General features: G+C 38.8%; 14 protein-coding genes and 1 pseudogene. 7 read left to right on the forward strand and 8 right to left on the reverse strand.

The features are described 5' to 3' along the window. The 3 genes from VB733_RS13885 to VB733_RS13895 form a co-directional block, all read left to right on the forward strand. A partial coding sequence (locus tag VB733_RS13885; RefSeq protein WP_323340652.1) for a glycosyltransferase family 2 protein occupies window positions 1-2,044 on the forward strand: 2,044 nt, incomplete at its 5' end. 199 nt (window positions 2,045-2,243) lie between these two features. Continuing rightward, window positions 2,244-2,798, forward strand: a complete 555-nt coding sequence (locus VB733_RS13890) for a GIY-YIG nuclease family protein (RefSeq protein WP_323340653.1) — start codon at window positions 2,244-2,246, stop codon at window positions 2,796-2,798. Window positions 2,799-2,992: 194 nt separating this feature from the next. Further along, the gene (locus tag VB733_RS13895) at window positions 2,993-4,678 is read left to right on the forward strand and encodes a protein kinase domain-containing protein (RefSeq protein WP_323340654.1); all 1,686 of its coding nucleotides are present in this window, start codon (window positions 2,993-2,995) and stop codon (window positions 4,676-4,678) included. Window positions 4,679-4,772: 94 nt separating this feature from the next. Here VB733_RS13895 and VB733_RS13900 read toward each other — a convergent pair whose 3' ends face one another. The 8 genes and pseudogenes from VB733_RS13900 to VB733_RS13935 form a co-directional block, all read right to left on the reverse strand. Continuing rightward, on the reverse strand, window positions 4,773-6,593 hold the full coding sequence (locus VB733_RS13900) for an ABC transporter ATP-binding protein (protein WP_323340655.1): 1,821 nt from the start codon (window positions 6,591-6,593) through the stop codon (window positions 4,773-4,775). Window positions 6,594-6,824: 231 nt separating this feature from the next. After that, window positions 6,825-7,124: a cell division topological specificity factor MinE gene (minE, locus tag VB733_RS13905; protein ID WP_323340656.1), complete on the reverse strand. Its 300-nt coding sequence runs from the start codon at window positions 7,122-7,124 to the stop codon at window positions 6,825-6,827. A gap of 75 nt (window positions 7,125-7,199) precedes the next feature. Beyond that, window positions 7,200-8,006: a septum site-determining protein MinD gene (minD, locus tag VB733_RS13910; protein WP_323340657.1), complete on the reverse strand. Its 807-nt coding sequence runs from the start codon at window positions 8,004-8,006 to the stop codon at window positions 7,200-7,202. Between the two features lie 195 nt (window positions 8,007-8,201). Continuing rightward, window positions 8,202-9,077, reverse strand: a complete 876-nt coding sequence (gene minC, locus VB733_RS13915) for a septum site-determining protein MinC (protein ID WP_416336318.1) — start codon at window positions 9,075-9,077, stop codon at window positions 8,202-8,204. 710 nt (window positions 9,078-9,787) lie between these two features. Next, window positions 9,788-11,110, reverse strand: a complete 1,323-nt coding sequence (locus VB733_RS13920; RefSeq protein ID WP_323340658.1) for a four-carbon acid sugar kinase family protein — start codon at window positions 11,108-11,110, stop codon at window positions 9,788-9,790. An 84-nt stretch (window positions 11,111-11,194) separates the two neighbouring features. Continuing rightward, window positions 11,195-11,500 (reverse strand): annotated as a pseudogene (locus tag VB733_RS13925) (hypothetical protein); the annotation flags it as partial. 38 nt (window positions 11,501-11,538) lie between these two features. Next, on the reverse strand, window positions 11,539-11,730 hold the full coding sequence (locus tag VB733_RS13930) for a hypothetical protein (protein WP_323340659.1): 192 nt from the start codon (window positions 11,728-11,730) through the stop codon (window positions 11,539-11,541). 387 nt (window positions 11,731-12,117) lie between these two features. After that, on the reverse strand, window positions 12,118-13,290 hold the full coding sequence (locus VB733_RS13935; RefSeq protein ID WP_323340660.1) for a phosphoserine transaminase: 1,173 nt from the start codon (window positions 13,288-13,290) through the stop codon (window positions 12,118-12,120). Here VB733_RS13935 and VB733_RS13940 point away from each other — a divergent pair. From VB733_RS13940 to VB733_RS13955, 4 genes are all read left to right on the forward strand, one after another. Continuing rightward, window positions 13,280-13,480 (forward strand): hypothetical protein, encoded by a 201-nt coding sequence (locus VB733_RS13940; RefSeq protein ID WP_323340661.1) that lies wholly within the window; start codon window positions 13,280-13,282, stop codon window positions 13,478-13,480. The genes VB733_RS13935 and VB733_RS13940 overlap by 11 nt on opposite strands. Before the next feature lie 377 nt (window positions 13,481-13,857). After that, window positions 13,858-14,256: a hypothetical protein gene (locus VB733_RS13945; RefSeq protein WP_323340662.1), complete on the forward strand. Its 399-nt coding sequence runs from the start codon at window positions 13,858-13,860 to the stop codon at window positions 14,254-14,256. Between the two features lie 230 nt (window positions 14,257-14,486). Continuing rightward, window positions 14,487-15,026 carry a sigma factor-like helix-turn-helix DNA-binding protein gene (locus tag VB733_RS13950; protein WP_323340663.1) on the forward strand — a complete coding sequence of 180 codons (540 nt, stop codon included), beginning with the start codon at window positions 14,487-14,489 and terminating at the stop codon, window positions 15,024-15,026. 484 nt (window positions 15,027-15,510) lie between these two features. Further along, window positions 15,511-16,173 carry a hypothetical protein gene (locus VB733_RS13955; protein WP_323340664.1) on the forward strand — a complete coding sequence of 221 codons (663 nt, stop codon included), beginning with the start codon at window positions 15,511-15,513 and terminating at the stop codon, window positions 16,171-16,173. The last annotated feature ends 570 nt before the right edge of the window (window positions 16,174-16,743 follow it).

Consider the following 16,743-nt stretch of genomic DNA (forward strand, 5'->3'; position numbering starts at 1 on the left):
CCGCAAGACTGCATTAGCGGCTTTGGCTTGTGATTACGCCCCTGAAAAGAAAACAGTTTATGTTCTGGATGATGGTCGTCCTGAACGTTACAGAGCCGATGACCCCCGTTATGAGCAGTTTCGTGGTCGTCGTCAAGAGCTACGACGTATGTGCGAAGAAATCGGCTGTATTCATATGACGCGGGATAATAACGACCATGCGAAAGCAGGCAATATCAACACTGCTTTTCATAAAACTGGCGGCGATTTGGTGATGATTCTGGACTGTGATCACATCCCATCCCGACAATTTTTGATGCACACTGTGGGTTTCTTCTACGATAAAAAAGTATCTTTTGTTCAGACACCACACTGGTTTTATAACCCTGACCCCTTCGAGCGTAACTTAGTTACTGAAGGTCGTATTCCTGTAGGTAACGAATTATTTTATAAAGTGCTTCAAAAAGGCAACGATTTCTGGAATGCGGCATTTTTCTGTGGCTCGGCGGCTGTCATTCGCAAAACCCATGCCCTTGAAGTTGGCGGAATTGCTGTTGAAACTGTCACTGAAGATTGCCATACAGCCCTACGCTTGCACTCTAAGGGTTACAGGTCAGTTTACTATGACAAAATCATGGTGGCAGGTTTAGCACCCGATACTTTTTCTTCCTATGTCGGGCAACAGGTGCGTTGGGCGCGGGGGATGGCGCAAATTTTGCGACTAGAAAATCCCTTATTCAACCCCAATTTAAAGTTGAATTTGGCGCAGAGAATTTGTTACCTCAGTGCCACATCCCACTTCTTGTATGGATATCCGCGTTTAGTTTACGCGATCGCACCGACGTTATTCCTACTGTTTGGTATCAACTCTGTTCAAGGTTTGGGTATCGAAACCCTGGCTTATGCCTTACCCCACATTCTCCTCTCGCTGTTTTGTAACCACATCATTTACAAACACGTTCGCTTTTCCTTCTGGAATGAAATCTTTGAATTTGTTATGTCTTTCCAAGCTGGATGGGTGACATTGCTAGCGTTAATTAACCCGAAACTTGGTTCGTTTAACGTGACTGACAAGGGTATTAATATTGCTAAACGTACCTTTGACTGGCGATCGATGCGCGGATTAATTATAGTCAGCGTCATGGTTGTAGGTTCTTTGCTGGCGGTTCCTTACTGGTTATTACTACGTCCAGAGGACTGGCAAGCAGTGATGGTAAATACCATGTGGTCGGGTTTTAACCTAATTTTGCTCTCATCAGCTTTGTTAGTCGGGTTTGAACAGCCACAAATCCGGACTGCACACAGATTACAGCGTCAGTTACCCGTGATTATTTCCAGTAATGACCAGACGATTATGGGGGAAACTGTAAATATTTCCGAAACTGGATCATTAGTTTCCTTAGAATCTTGGCCCAATTTGCCCGATGAAGTGCAACTTGAGATTATGGGGGATTTTAATGCTCGCGCCACTGTTACTGGCAGGGTGATACGTTTATCACCAGTCAGCGACACAGAAACCCATTTGGCGATCGATTTTGTCAATCTGAACCAGCAACAAAAAGATGACCTCACCCTGGTTATCTATTCAGACGTGCGTGAATGGTACTCTCAAAACCGCGTCTATGCAGATCAACCGTTTGCCTCCTTGGGTTTTCTAGCTACCAGTTTAAGGCGATCGCTGCGTGATGTTAAACAGGCTCCTCGCAAAAAAGTACGCAAACAAGTCCAAGCATATGGTCAATTATACTGGGATGGTCATTTCTTCTCTGGTGTTGCTACCGAATTGGGTGTGAGTGGGATACGTTTGGAGCTAGACAGCCGACGTGCTGCTTCTTCAGCTAAGGATTTGACGGAGCAAGATTTACATAATATGCGAAATACTAAACCATTGGTTGGTTTACTTGTCAGCCAAGATGCAAATAGTCAGACACCAAGTAAATTTGTGGCGGAAATTATTTCTGTTCAAGAAGATGCTGGCGGTAGAATCGCAATTGAATTAAATTTTCCCGAAAAATTTAAACAGCAACAAACACCAAAAGTCAAGCAATTGTTACAACGTTTATAATCAACTTGCCAATGTTTGCACTGTAAATTAATTGTCATGAAGCCAGTTTCCTAGAGAAGCTGGTTTTTATTGATTTTATGGAAATCTGTACTTTAAAATTCTTAACAAAAAGAAACTTGTTCTATCTAGTTTATTTACTGATAGCAGTTGTAAAATCCATAAATAACCTTTAATCAATATTAAAAATTAAAATAAATTGATGACAGTAGATAATTATTTATTGGCGAACATAGAATACATACCTTATATCAATCAAAATGGTCAATTACCAGAAGAATTTCAAGGAGAAATTGGTGTATATGCAATTTTTGATCGAGACAAAGAATTACAATTTGTCGGATATTCACGGGATGTTTATTTAAGTTTAAAGCAGCATTTAGTCCGGCAACCAGAGTATTGCTATTGGCTGAAAATTCAAACAATTGAACGTCCTAGCCGCACTATTTTAGAAAATATAGAAAAGGCTTGGATTGAAGATTGGATTGCTCAAAATGGTTATACGCCTGTTGGTTGTGCCGAAAATAAAAACCAATGGACGCAGGCAATTAATGTCAAAGAATTAATGACATCAGAAGAGAATGTAAATTACAATAATCCTGTTCATGATGAAATCATGCGAATTAAAATTATTAAAAATGTTGCTCGCAGAATTGAAGCGGAAATTTTAAAAATATTAGAAATGCGAGGATTACAAACAGAAATTAGATTTAATCCCAAGCTGAAAGAAGAAGGTTTATTAGATTTAAAGTCATAACTTCGGTCATAACTTCGCATTTACAATGAATTCTTATTGACTATGTCTCAAGATGCCCAAATTTCCTAACACTACGATATTAGTGAATTTAGCTGTATTTAATAGATCAACTCAAATACGAAATAATACGATATTCCCAGCTAAAATAATTATAAAACTATATTTAAAACTATTAATCTTAACGCTGGCAATTTATGTTGGGGAATTTATTAGACAGCCGATATCGCATCATGCAAACTCTGGGTGCTGGGGGTTTTGGTCAAACCTATCTAGCTGAAGATACGAAACTGCCTGGTAATCCTCAGTGCGTTGTCAAGCAACTCAAACCCTATTCTACCGACCTGGGGACATTACAAATCGCCAGACGCTTGTTTGATTCTGAAGCACAAGTGCTGCAACAATTGGGAGAATACGAGCAAATACCAAGATTATTAGCGTTTTTTGAGGAAAAAAAAGAATTCTTTTTAGTCCAGCAATTTATCAATGGTCATCCCCTCGCGACGGAATTAACACCAGGTAGACGCTTTAACGAAGAAGAAGTAATCGCCTTATTGGACAATATTCTTATCCCCCTAACTTTTGTTCACCGTCATCAAATAATTCACCGCGATTTAAAGCCAGCAAATCTAATTCGTCGTGTTCAAGATAATAAAATATTTTTAATTGATTTTGGTGCTGTTAAAGAAGTTGCAGTGACGCAGGTGACTTCCCAAGGGCAAAGTCAACTGACAGTTAGTATTGGTACTCCTGGCTACATGCCCAGCGAACAAACTAGAGGGATTCCTCGACTGAGCAGTGATGTCTATGCGTTGGGAATAATTGCTATTCAAGCTTTAACAGGATTAATGCCACATCAGTTGGCTGAAGACCCGGATACGGCGGAGATTATTTGGCGACCAAATGTTCAAGTCAGCGATAGGTTTGCAGATATTATAGATAAAATGGTGTGCTATGATTTTCGCCAACGTTACCAGTCCGCTAGCGAAGTATTGCAAGCATTACAACAATCTCAATCATTGCCAACGGTAACATTTATACCCAGTACCACCAATCTTGTATCCCAATTAACTTTAGAGTGGTTTGAGGCTGGACAATTAAAAACTCAAAAAATAATAGAGAATCAAAAAACTAAAAATCAGGGCGTATTTCGCATTGGTAGAGACCCAAGTGCCTGTGATTTAGTGCTGTCAGAAATCACCGTATCCAGGCAACATGTTGATATATTTTTTGACAAACAAAAGCAGTGTTTTTACTTGCGGAATTTGAATAATAACAATCTACCATTATTAAATGGACAATTTTTATCTGAATCCGAAGTTGTTTTAAATTTAGGTAATATATTCAGATTAGGACAAGCAGAATTAAAAGTAGTAGATATTTCTCGCAGTCAATATCCATCAAGTTACATCCCCACTCCTGCACCAGCACAACCTCAAGCCAATATTCAACCACCGATAACACCAATTCATAATAGCGATCGCGATCTACAATATCCACCTCCACCTGTACAAGCACAATATAAGCAAGAAATTGTCACCCCAGCACCAGCAAAACAGTCCCTTCCTACATCACCCAAACCTGCTCAATGGTTATTTTGGTTAAAGTGGTTTGGTTTAAATATTGGTGGATTTATCACTGCGATACTAGCGGGTACTTTTACATCAGCGATGGGATTGCCAACAATGCTACAACTAATGTCATTTGCTGCTGTTGCTGGAGTATTTCAATGGTTGGCATTGCGGAATCGAATTAAAAATGCCAGCTTGTGGAGTATTATTACTGCCGTAATTAGTATCGGTGTGTTCACTTGGATTGTGATTGTGCCGATTGTGGGGATTGTGGCGTTTTTGCAGCTAAAAAAGGAAACTGCGGGGAATTAATATGACATATGAGTGATTCTGACAAAATAAAAATTCCCCTCCCCAAAATTAGAGGAGGAGAAATTCTCATTTGAATCAGAATTGGTGTGGAATCTTAACTTAATAATTCTCCTGTTTCTTGCAATGCATGTAATCTCTGATAGATTCCGCCATGACGCAATAACTCCTCATGACTGCCAACTTCGATAATGCGTCCTTGATCTAAAACCACGATTTTATCGGCTTCCCTCACTGTACTCAAACGGTGAGCAATTACTATGGTAGTACGGGTTCCTTGGAGCGATCGCATTGCTAGTTGAATCGCCCTTTCTGATTCATAATCTAAGCTGGAGGTAGCTTCGTCGAATACCAAAACGTCGGGTTCGACTAATAAAGCACGAGCAATACCCAAGCGCTGTCTTTGTCCTCCCGAAAGTCTCACTCCCCGCTCTCCGACGACGGTGTAATATCCTTGGGGAAGGATTTTGATGACTTCGTCTAAGCGGGATATACGACTGGCTTCTTCAACTTCTGCGAATGTGGCATCCGCTCTCCCATACCGCAGGTTGTCAAGTACGGTTCCGTTGAATACATCTACTTCTTGGTGAACAATTGCCAAACGACGACGATAATTGCCGACATCTAAGTTACGAATATCTTCACCATCAATGAGAATTTTGCCTTCATTGGGTTCAAAATACCGCAATAGTAATTTTACCAATGTAGATTTTCCGGAACCAGAACGTCCAACTAAGGCAACGGTTTCGCAAGGTTTAATCAATAGATTAATATCATGCAAAACCAGACGATTTTCTTCGTAACCGAAATTCAAACCGGAAAATTCAACTTTCCCAGAAAATTTGTATGGTTTTTGGGCTGTTTCTTGTACTTCTAAAAGTCCTTGAGAATCAACTCCCGATGGTTGTTGTAGAAATTCATGAAACCGTAGCATTGAACTAATACGACGGGCAAATATTTCTGCCAAGTTACTAATAGGTTCCAACTCAGCATAAGCCATACTTGCCAGTGTGTAGGTCATAATAAAATGACCTAAGGATATTCTCCCGTTGATTGTTGCTACTAAGGTGAAACCAAACACTACAAACACACAAACTTGAATCATTGTGCGTTGAATTGTGCTGAGTTTCGTATAACCTCGGTGAATGCGATAATCGACTACTGTCAATTCCCTTTGTAAGCGAGTTGTTTGCCGTTTTAATTCCTCAGATTCGTTGGCAAAGGCTTTGACTGTTTTGATATTACTGATAATTTCTGAAGTCCGACTTTCGGTATCTTCCATGTATTTATCCAATCTTTCTTCATGCCAAATAATCTGTCTCAAATTTTTGAGTGTGAAGCTAAGGATAACTACAAATGAAACTAGATATAAAACAGCAATTCGCCATTCCACGAATAAAATAAAGGCAAAAATCCCCAAAACTCTGACTAATTTGGGAATCATCTGTCCAGCAATTTCTGGATAAGTCCAAGTGTGATTTGCTAATCCTCGCGCTACCCTCCCGGCAATTCTACCGGGGTTATTTTCATCATAATATTCTAAAGGTAACGTCAGAATTTTTGCGATCGCACTTTTGGTTTTATCCCTTCTGGCTCGTAGCGCAATATCCCAGTGAAACCATACAGTTAACCAGGGTTGCGTCGGGGCGCGGACAACCGTAACTAGAAAAATTAGTCCTAGCAGTATTCCCAAGGAAAGAGGTTTATCTACTGGTGAATTGGTAATGTTGCCAAATGTGGTAATAAATCCTGCGAGTGGTTTATCTAATGGTTGATTGGACAATATATTTAAAATTTGCCCAATCGCATACGGTACAACTAAATCAAGTAACTCGTAAATACAAGCTGCCCCAATACTGAAAATACTCAATTTCCAGTACGGGCGGAAATAATGGATAATGTCTTTGAACTGCGCCATGATGCACGCTGTTAACCTATAAAGGTTTGAGCTTCTCAGATTTTAGATACTACATGATGTAGTATAGCGTAGTCAAGAGCTTGTGAAAAAAATATTGAGTTTTGGAAAAAAATCTCAAGTGCTTCTTCCAGAAATAATTTTTGGACGAATGGTTGACAGTTGGCAATTGATTAGCTTGCGATCGCCAAAAATGATAAAATTAGAGACGATGCGAAAGCATCCAATCTGAATTTAAGCTTTTCCTGTGCTGGTTTCTTCCTCCGGAGCCTCTTCCTTGACTCTCTTGATCGGTAAATTGGCAATCAAGGCAGTGGTGCGATTATTGCTTTCCAGTGAAAATTCCAACTTGTCAGTTTCAACTTCCACATACCGACAAACTATTTCCAGGATTTCTTGCCGCATTTTTTCAATCATTTGCGGGCTTAAATCGGCGCGGTCGTGGGCGATTACCAGTTGCAAGCGGCGTTTGACTTCATTGCGACTGGTGTCAGAGTTACGGGAAAATATACGTTCGAGAAATTCGAGAATCATTGCAGCTAACGGTGCAAGGGTGGAGAAATAGTTTATTAAAAACTAACTGAAAACTAATTAAAAACTAGGTAAAAACTAAATTATCTTTGTCCACAATAATTTGCGGAGTCGAGAAAATATATTATCGTTGGGGGAATCAAGATCAAGAAATTCAACGGTTTCACCTTCTAATCTGCGGACGATATTTTCAAACGCCGTTGCAGCTAAAGAAGGAGTATCGGACAATACAAGGGGTTCGCCGCGATTCGTTGAGACTATAACGCGCTCGTCGTCGGGAATTACACCAATTAGAGGAACTGCGAGAAGTTCTTGAACATCTTGTACGGACATCATATCATTAGCCCGTACCATTGCGGGACGAATACGATTGATTATCAGATGGATACGTTTTACACCTTGTGCTTCTAGGAGTCCGACGACGCGATCGGCATCACGAACTGCGGAGATTTCGGGTGTGGTGACAATCAATGCTTCTTTTGCTGGTGCGATCGCATTTTTAAATCCATTTTCGATCCCTGCCGGACTATCAATAATTACATACTGGTATTTTTGTGACAGTGCATTTACTAATAGTTTCATTTGGTCAGGTGTCACCGATTCTTTAGTTCGGTTCTGGGCTGCGGGCAAAAGTACCAAATTTGGCTGGCGTTTGTCTTTGACTAGAGCTTGTTCTAATCGACACTCCCGTGCTAGAACTTCCACAGCAGTATAGACAATGCGGTTTTCCAAACCCAGCAACAAATCGAGATTTCGCAAACCAAAATCCGCGTCAATCAAAGCCACCTGCCGCCCCATTTTGGCGATCGCCATTCCCAGGTTGGCTGTAGTCGTTGTTTTTCCTACTCCTCCTTTCCCGGAGGTAATTACAATAATGCGAGTCATAATAGTTTAAATCCTCGTTTAAATCCTCAATTTCCCATGAGGGGAAATTGTCACTACGCAGCAAATTATGCGTTAGATTTAATCCCAAAACAGAAGGCGCTTTAGAGTACGCAGTATAAGGTAAGAAGTGTAAAAAATAAACTACCAAATATAAATTTATATTTCTTCTTGCCCCTATTCCTTGACTCTTTACCCCTATTGAACCCGATTTAATCTGGAAAAATCAGTAGCCTTGGCAATGCGAATCCCATCAGCAGTAATGTAAGCCACTTCAGGATGAAGTTGTTTTGGTAACTTTTCTGGCGCTCTGGCTACAGCATCAGCAATTCGTAATTGGGTTGGCTCCATTTGGATTGCCATAATTAGGCACTCATGGTTTCCTCTTGCACCTGCATGGGCAACCCCACGTAGACGACCCCAAACTAGAATATCGCCATCTGCCACTACAATACCACCAGGATTTACATCTCCCAAGATAATTACTGTACCGGGATGGCGAATTTCCACTCCGGAACGGATTGTCATTTCCATGTACAGTGGTTCTGCTATTGGGGTTGCAGATAAGCCTGATTCGGAGGAGAGGGAAATTTTTGGTTGTAGTTGGGTTTGCTCGACTGAGTAACCTGCGGTAACTGCGGCAATTGCGGTTTGTCTGCGACTGGTTGCGACTGATTTGAGTTGCAGTTGGACTTCGTGGAGAGATTCGGCAAGTTCTTGTAATTGCCTGGCATCCAAAAGGCGATCGCCTGCTACTAAGTGTACATTTGTATTGGCTACTCGGAAGCGATCGCCTCCATTTAAACGCTGTTTCAGTTGTTGCCAAATTTCTGACCAACTATATTCGGAGATACTAAGTTGGGTTTCACTGGGTAAAATTATTACTATCCGTTCTGCTTCGCTCTTGAGTTGCACCTGAAGATATTTGCTCACGGAGTCCTGATTAACAGGTGCATCTAAGTCTATGGTATCTAATTCTTCTAAGCTGGATAAGGCAGTAATATTACTATCTATGTCCGTTGTTTTTGTTACTTCTAGTGCTTTTGTCTTATTATTAGCTGTTTCGGTTGCAATTTCAGGCTTTTTCTGTTCTGTAAGGGGAGTTTTTTCTGTTATTTCTTGAGAATTAACAGTTTGAAAAGCATTAGTTTGAGTAGTTTGAAGATGATTAATTTCTGGGGTACTAGATGTTGGCGGAAGTACAGAATTAGTTTTTTCTGGTTCTACAGATGGAACAGAAATAATATTAATATCATTAACATTATTTTTCAGAATAATTACATTCCTTGGTAAAGAATCAAGATTTGCAGAAGGCAAAGCAATTTGTTGATATTCTGGAGATGCCAAAGAATTTGATGCGGTAGGAGCCATCTCTGATTCAACAGCTTCTACATCTGCTGCAATACCTTCTGAAGGTAAATCATGGAAATTTTGAGCATCGATATCATTTGAGCCAGCATTTACAGAATCATCTGTATCTACCTGACTCGAAGAAATAAAATGAGGCTCATCGTGATGATTATCCACAACTGGACTAGAAATAAAGTGCAAAACAGTATCAATTTCTTCATTGGGAAGGACTGGATTAATATCCTCACCAAACACAGTTAAATTTACTTCTGCTGGTTCAGAAGAATTTGGATTTGATTCTTTATTCGGGATACCAGAATCAGAATTCATGCAACACCAGCCATAAAAACGATGAATGAAATAAATAAAAAAACAAAGCCCTAGAAATTGTGATTTTTAGTTTGATTAATAGAGCTTTTAGAACTCAATAATTATCACTTTCTGAGCAGTCTTTGATAAACCGTCGCTAATGCAGTTGCATCTCCAACATTACCCGGAAATAAAACTACTGGTAAATTGGGAAATAGTGGATGCTCTGATGAAGTTGTCACCATGGAAACACCAGCTAAGATTTGCCCTAATAACCTAGCAGAAGTTAATGTCAAACCATTACTTAAAACATCGTTTGAGGTGATACCACCTTTACTAATTAAAAAACCAATGTCAGATGGTAAACCCCGCACAATATCCATCAATAAATTTGAGACTTTTGCTCCAAAATCTAATCTCACTTTGACACTTTCAAAAGTTAGTTCTTGACGACTGGTATAAATAACAGGCGTTTTCCCATCATTATGTACCACTTGGATTCTTTCAAGAACGCTCGATAGAAGTGTAGCAGATTGGCTAGCATTATCATCCAGTAATTCGGCTACATTGACTTCAATTCCTACAGTTCCTTCTGCTTGTAATAATTTTTCTAGCTGCTGAGTTGTCTTTTTAACATGAGAACCCACAATCACAGCACCAGCTTTTCCACCTCTGACATACTGTGCCATATTTTCGGCAGCAATAGGTTGTGGAGGCAAAGCCGCCAAAGCAGTCAAAATACTAGCTGCGCTACGGAACAAGAAGCGTTTACCCTGACTAGCTGCGATTAAAATATCTTCAGCAAAGTGATTTAAATCAGCTTGGGTTTCGCCATCAACAACAGCGCATTGATTATTACTCAGCTTCATCAAACGTTCTAGACAACCCCTACGGATATCATCAAGTAAAAATCTTTCTACAGAGTCCTCTTTAATTTTCCCTTGGGTTTTTTCTTCTACATATTTAGGTAAGTAACTGTAATGGTATCCAAAAACTGAATCACGAGCAAATTCGGTTTCATGTACGGGTGTGGGCACGCCATCAATAATTAAATAATGTACGCTATCACGGGTAATGCGTCCCCCTTCAAAAAACGCAGGGACTAAAAAATGAGCATCAAACGAACCGAGATTTTGAGCGATCGCATCTGTTTCAATGGGATAATGTCCTCGTAAAGTTGAATCAGAACGACTGACTACTAGAAAATCTGTGATTCCTTCAGCTTGGAGGGCAACTTTTAAATTCTGACAAACTTCTTTCGTTACTGATGCGGCATCTTCTGGAGTCAAAGACCTCGTATTAGTTAATACAAAAAAAATCGGTGATCCATCGTGTAAACCCAGACGTAAAGTCTCCACATCCCAATGCATTAAAAGCAAGCAGCTATGGACTGTTTGCGAACCAGTTGGGTCATCATCTAGGACAATTATTTTTGGTTTAGCTGTCATATTTTAGACTATTAGACTAAATATTTATAATTAGGGATTAGTGTCAAAAATACTTGTTTTGAATTCTGAATACTGAATTCCTCTTCAAGTTAGTTTTCTAATTTCCGCTTGCACATCGATCGCAATTTGCAATGATTGGTTTAGTATTTGGGCATATTCGCTAGCATCTTGGCTAACTTGCAAAGCTTGTAAATTAGCTAAATTGTTACTGAGTAATTCTTGATGATTTGCCAACAATTGTTTATTATCGCGCAAAATTCGTTCCGTTTTTAAGGCTCGAACTAAATCTTCGCGAATTAGTTGTAATGCGGAGATAACTTTTATGCGATTATTTATTTGATCATTGCTACTAGCTTGAGAATTTCCTGGTGTATTCAGTTGATCGTTAAGTAAGTCGGCGGGGAAATTTACAACTATGTAACGAAAGGTTAAGAGAAAGAATAAGAATAAGAGTTAAATTTAATACGTTCTGTACTGTATTTTCCTGTTTCTCCCCTGGCTTTAACCCCATTCATTACCGCATAAGCAAGGTCTAACTCGTCATCAAACATTTGTCCCGATAGCTCATCTTTTTTAAGATGTTGCCACTCCAATTCAATTGGGTACCCTTCGGGAAGCAAGCTACATCTCGGAGCAATATTTAGGCAAAAAGAAGATGTACAAACCCTGACTTTCCCACTTTGTCCACAACTGTTGAACTTCCTTGCATCGATGTATCGGTAAAGGTTAGTTGGGGAAATACGAATTTATTATTATGCTATGCAATGAGCAGACATATCAAGGACTTACGTACGTGAAGCCAGGAACCTGGTTTCTTCGTCGATATCTGATCATAAAAACAACGATTTTGCATAGAAACCGGTCTTTTTTGCGTAATTTCTACATATAAAGAATGGGCTATTCGCAATCTTACAAGAAGCCAAAAAATTGGCCTAGATGTCATCGAACAGCCCATGTACAAGAATTTTCTTGAGAGAAGACGCTAAATTTTGCGTCTCTATTTAATATTATTTCATTTCATCTTTAACAGTAGCAAAAGCCCAATCTAACCAAGGAAGCAACGCTTCAATGTTGGCAGTCTCCACAGTTGCACCACCCCAAATTCGCAAACCTGGAGGAGCAGAACGATAGGCGGCAATATCAAAAGCCACTTTCTGCTTTTCCAACAATTTTGCTAGTTTTTTGGCGCATTCAGCTTGCTGTTCTGGAGTCAAACCGACAAACCATGTATCAACTATTTTCAAGCAAATCGATGTACAAGAACGAATTTCCGCAGATTCAGCCAAAAATGCCGCCCAATCACTCTTTTCAACCCATTTTGTCAATGCGGCTAAATTAGCTTCGCTACGGTTAATTAAACCCGCAAGTCCACCAAGACTTTCTGCCCATTTCAAGCCGTCTAAAGCATCTTCAACGCACAACATCGATGGAGTATTGATAGTGTCGCCTTTAAAAATGCCTTCGATGAGTTTACCCTTACTCGTCATCCGGAATAACTTTGGTAAAGGACGAGGGGGTTGATAGGTTTGTAAACGTTCTACAGCGCGGGGAGATAAGACGATAACGCCATGTTGCGCTTCTCCACCAAGTACCTTTTGCCAAGAATAGGTGACAACATCGAGTTTTTCCCAAGGTACATCCATCGCAAATACTGCGGAAGTGGCATCACAGATTGTCAAGCCTTGGCGATTATCTGGTATCCAATCACCATTGGGAACTCTTACCCCGGAAGTGGTTCCATTCCACAGGAAGACAACATCGTGGCTAAAATCGACTTGGCTAAGGTCGGGTAAACTACCATAGGGTGCTTTCATGAGGCGAACATCGTCTAGTTTCAATTCGGTAGTAACATCTGTTACCCATTCTTGACCGAAGCTTTCCCATGCCAAAATATCAACAGGTAACTTACCAAGTAATGACCATAGAGCCATTTCTACAGCTCCCGTGTCAGAAGCTGGAACTATTCCCAAACGGTAATTTTCCGGTACACCGAGGATTTTTTTTGATAGTTCAATAACTTCTGCTAATTTTGCCTTACCATCTGCGGAACGATGAGAACGACCTAAGCAGGCATTGGCAAGATTTGCTACATTCCATCCTGGGCGTTTCGCGCAGGGACCAGAGGAAAAATTAGGAATTTGGGGTTTAACAGTGGGGAGAGTCAGAAGAGTGTCTGGCATCAGTATTGAAATGATGGCTAATTTTAGTGCTGGGTTAGATCATACCTTGTTTGTTCGGGGTTATTACTTGGTTAGGGTTGGAGTTGGGATGATAGCATCCAGATTAAACTCAAAGTTGAAGATTGTATCAATAGCGATCGCACTATTGCACTACATCATCGCACCCAATATTATTACGGATTCCTACTAATAATCAAATCAAATTAATTATAAGATTTGCCTCGAACCAAATATATTTCCCAGTTTCGCAAAATATTTAGTGTAATTTAATACTTAAAAATCTTTCAACAAAGTCATTAGCTGATATCAAAAAATATTTTCTCACTAATAAATAAAAAAGATAGTTAAGGTTATCTAATTTCCATTAAAGGTAGGGATTATGGAAGTAAATTAGGGATATTGCCTCTCACCAAGGTAATTAAAAAATGCTATGTAAATCCCCATCTCATAAAATCATAACAATTGCAATATATTTTCTGTCACAATTAATTCCTAACCAACATATATAACTTGTACAGACATCTGTCTCCAAATTCTTCTCCAATTTATTTGGAATAACCAAGGTATATGCAAGAAAAGTTAAATCGCCACCTGGGAAATAGCTTGCAGCAGTTAAAAAAAGACAATCAAGTTTTTTTGACGCAGATGAAAATAAATGCGTCTCTGCAAGCTGCAAATGATAATTCTCATGACAAAGATAATGATTTATATTGGGAACTACTACAGAATAAAAAACAGATTACAGCACAAATTCTGACTTCTATCTCTACTCAACTAGATTTAGATAAGTTAAATGACGATTTAGGCGATATTGCTGTGGAATATTTTCGATTAGCTTTAATTTTTGAACCAGAAGAGCAAGATTTTCAGAAGATAATCAAGATTTTACAGCTTGCTGAAATTGATACTAGCCTCAACCACATCATTAGTCTGATAGATGTATTCTTAGCAAGTGAATGTAAATAACTGGAGAAAGAGAGGGAAGGGATAAGAAAGGATAAGAAAGCATAAAGTTTTGTCATATCTGCTCTTAACTCCTTTTCCCTTATCCTTATTCTCTTCAAAATTTTGTATAGCCATGTCACAAATTAGCAAACACTGTCACATGTTATTAGACACTAATACAGGAGTTCTGTTTTTCAATTTTTCTATTTTACCGAAATTTTAGCAATTAACTTTCGAGGGGGAAAGTGCAAATGATTGAATTAACTGAAAATCGTTCTCCACTAATACTCACAAAACCAATGCGTGCAAAATTGTTTGCTTCCTTTTTGTTACGTTTAACTCAATTTGGACTTAAAGATAAGTACACACCAGATGATATTTTTACTGAAGTAGTGAGGCGATTAGAATTGGAGATAGAATCTGGCAAAATTGTATATAATCGCGAAGCTTGGTTGAGAACTGCCGGATTTGAATATATTTACCAACTTAAATGTAATGAGAAAATGTCAAGCATTAATGGTAATGCAATGACTGCTCACATTACATCTTGCAGTGTGAGTTTTGGTTTATCCCAACGGCAAAAATATAGCCAAATTCTCCAAGAATCAATCCTACAGCTTGAGCCAGGAGAACGTAAACTACTAGAAATGAAGTTTTATCAGCATCGCTCTTGGGAAGAAATAGCTGAAATTTTATCCCTAAACGGAGAAAAAATTACTGCTGTGGCACTGCGACAACGGGGATGTCGAGCAATGCGATCGCTGAGAAAACTCTACAAACACAATCTATAATCACTACTATGCCAATCTAGTAGTAGAAGCGTGAAGATGATTTTTAAAGTGCAAACCCTCCTTGCCCAGTCCCAATTTACCGATAATTTCAATTTGTGTGGTGTGCTTTTCGGGTGTTAAGATGTGGAATGAATCTATATAAGTTACTTGTTTCCTTTTAATTTCTAACTCTCAAAGCTAACTCTCGGAATTTTCAGAGTATTTATACTTAGAAATAATTAGCTTGTTGATTGACAAAATGTCATTTGAGGGAGATTTATAAGTACATATAGATTCGCAAAATATGTCGAGTAAATCGGGATTTTTACTTGAAATTGGGCACTCTCGCCTCATAAGCATATTTAATAAACTTGCTGATTATCAAAGCCTTCACCAAAAATAATTTATCCTTTTAATAAACTTTACATTAATAAATATCTTTTTAGGTCACACTTTCAGTCATAGTATCATTAACAAGCGAAGAGTTATATAATAGTTGATTGTGATGTGTGAAGAAAATGAGCGATCGCTCATCAATAGGCGACATAAAATAAAAGGGAAAAAAGAAAAGATTCCTGAATTCAAATGTTTGACTAGCAGTCATTTGACAAAACACGAATTAGAAGTTTTTTTTGTAAAGTTAGAAACAATTTACCATATATTGTTTGCAGAAAAAAACCAAAAGTTAGTCCAGTATAATCCCCACTCAGAAACATTAGTTACAGAGCAATTGTCTAATTTAAAACCAGGATTCGAGAGAGACATAAGCTATTTGAAGTCAGAGAAACCAGATTTGCACATAGAAAAAGCAAGAATCATGAACATTTTATTAAAGTTTACAGATGATGATGATTTACAAAGGGAAGGAGAACATCATGATATAGACGAAACCCTTCTGTGGTTAATCAAAGAGTATATTCGTCTATCTTCACTTCCCTCACTGAATGAAGCCGAAACTCAGCGAATGCTTTCTATTTTGGAATTAGCACAAATCGATACTCAACTAGATGAATGGATAAGTCGCATAGATACTGCGCTAGTTGCAGAATTGGGTTTGACAGAAGAATTCCCAGAAACTACAATTTCCACCGAGAAAGTATGTAATTTGAGTTTAGATGCTTTAACATTTAAAACCAAGCTCAACAAGTGTAAGCGATATAATAAATAGCTAGATAAAATTCTCTCGCCAGAGCAAAATTTAACTATCTTAATAGCACCTCAAAACTATTGGGATAAACTATTGGTATAGTATCAGTGTCAAATAATGCATCTTTTTGAGGATGTGAGGATGTATTTAGACAGAGTTTTTTACAAACTAGAAGCATGTAAATTCTCGAATTTACAGTCAGTTGGTTTGTGCAACACCTACAGCAAAATACTCGCTAGCTAAAGCATTGAAAAAGCTTAATATCTGAGCTTGTACAGTTTAGATACTGTATTCATTTATCTGGAAACTGCTGTATTCACCTCCTAAATTCCCATCCATTAGGAGGTTTCAGTGTTTATTTATACTATAAATTTAGCAAAAACTAATATGTATTTACAGGATGAGTAATGAGTAATATCACTACAGCCCAAAGATAAATCAAGTTAAGCTGATGTGCAGCTAAATCATATAAGTCAAAAACCCAAAATAATTGTAGTGCGGAGAGGAGTTTCCGGGGAGATGTTCTTCACGGAAAACTCCGGGGCATCTTGCCTGCATCTTGTATACAAATTAGATGCATCGCAGCTTATA

The organism is Calothrix sp. UHCC 0171 (assembly GCF_034931845.1).
Classification (GTDB): Bacteria; Cyanobacteriota; Cyanobacteriia; order Cyanobacteriales; family Nostocaceae; genus Brunnivagina.

Bases quoted from the DNA above. Each gene is read 5' to 3' on its own strand.
- VB733_RS13895 (WP_323340654.1), top strand. From the start codon at position 2,993: ATGTTGGGGAATTTATTAGACAGCCGATATCGCATCATGCAAACTCTG.
- VB733_RS13890 (WP_323340653.1), top strand. From the start codon at position 2,244: ATGACAGTAGATAATTATTTATTGGCGAACATAGAATACATACCTTAT.
- VB733_RS13950 (WP_323340663.1), top strand. From the start codon at position 14,487: ATGATTGAATTAACTGAAAATCGTTCTCCACTAATACTCACAAAACCA.
- minE (WP_323340656.1), bottom strand. From the start codon at position 7,124: ATGATTCTCGAATTTCTCGAACGTATATTTTCCCGTAACTCTGACACC.
- VB733_RS13900 (WP_323340655.1), bottom strand. From the start codon at position 6,593: ATGGCGCAGTTCAAAGACATTATCCATTATTTCCGCCCGTACTGGAAA.
- minD (WP_323340657.1), bottom strand. From the start codon at position 8,006: ATGACTCGCATTATTGTAATTACCTCCGGGAAAGGAGGAGTAGGAAAA.
- VB733_RS13920 (WP_323340658.1), bottom strand. From the start codon at position 11,110: ATGACAGCTAAACCAAAAATAATTGTCCTAGATGATGACCCAACTGGT.
- VB733_RS13935 (WP_323340660.1), bottom strand. From the start codon at position 13,290: ATGCCAGACACTCTTCTGACTCTCCCCACTGTTAAACCCCAAATTCCT.
- VB733_RS13945 (WP_323340662.1), top strand. From the start codon at position 13,858: ATGCAAGAAAAGTTAAATCGCCACCTGGGAAATAGCTTGCAGCAGTTA.
- VB733_RS13955 (WP_323340664.1), top strand. From the start codon at position 15,511: ATGTGTGAAGAAAATGAGCGATCGCTCATCAATAGGCGACATAAAATA.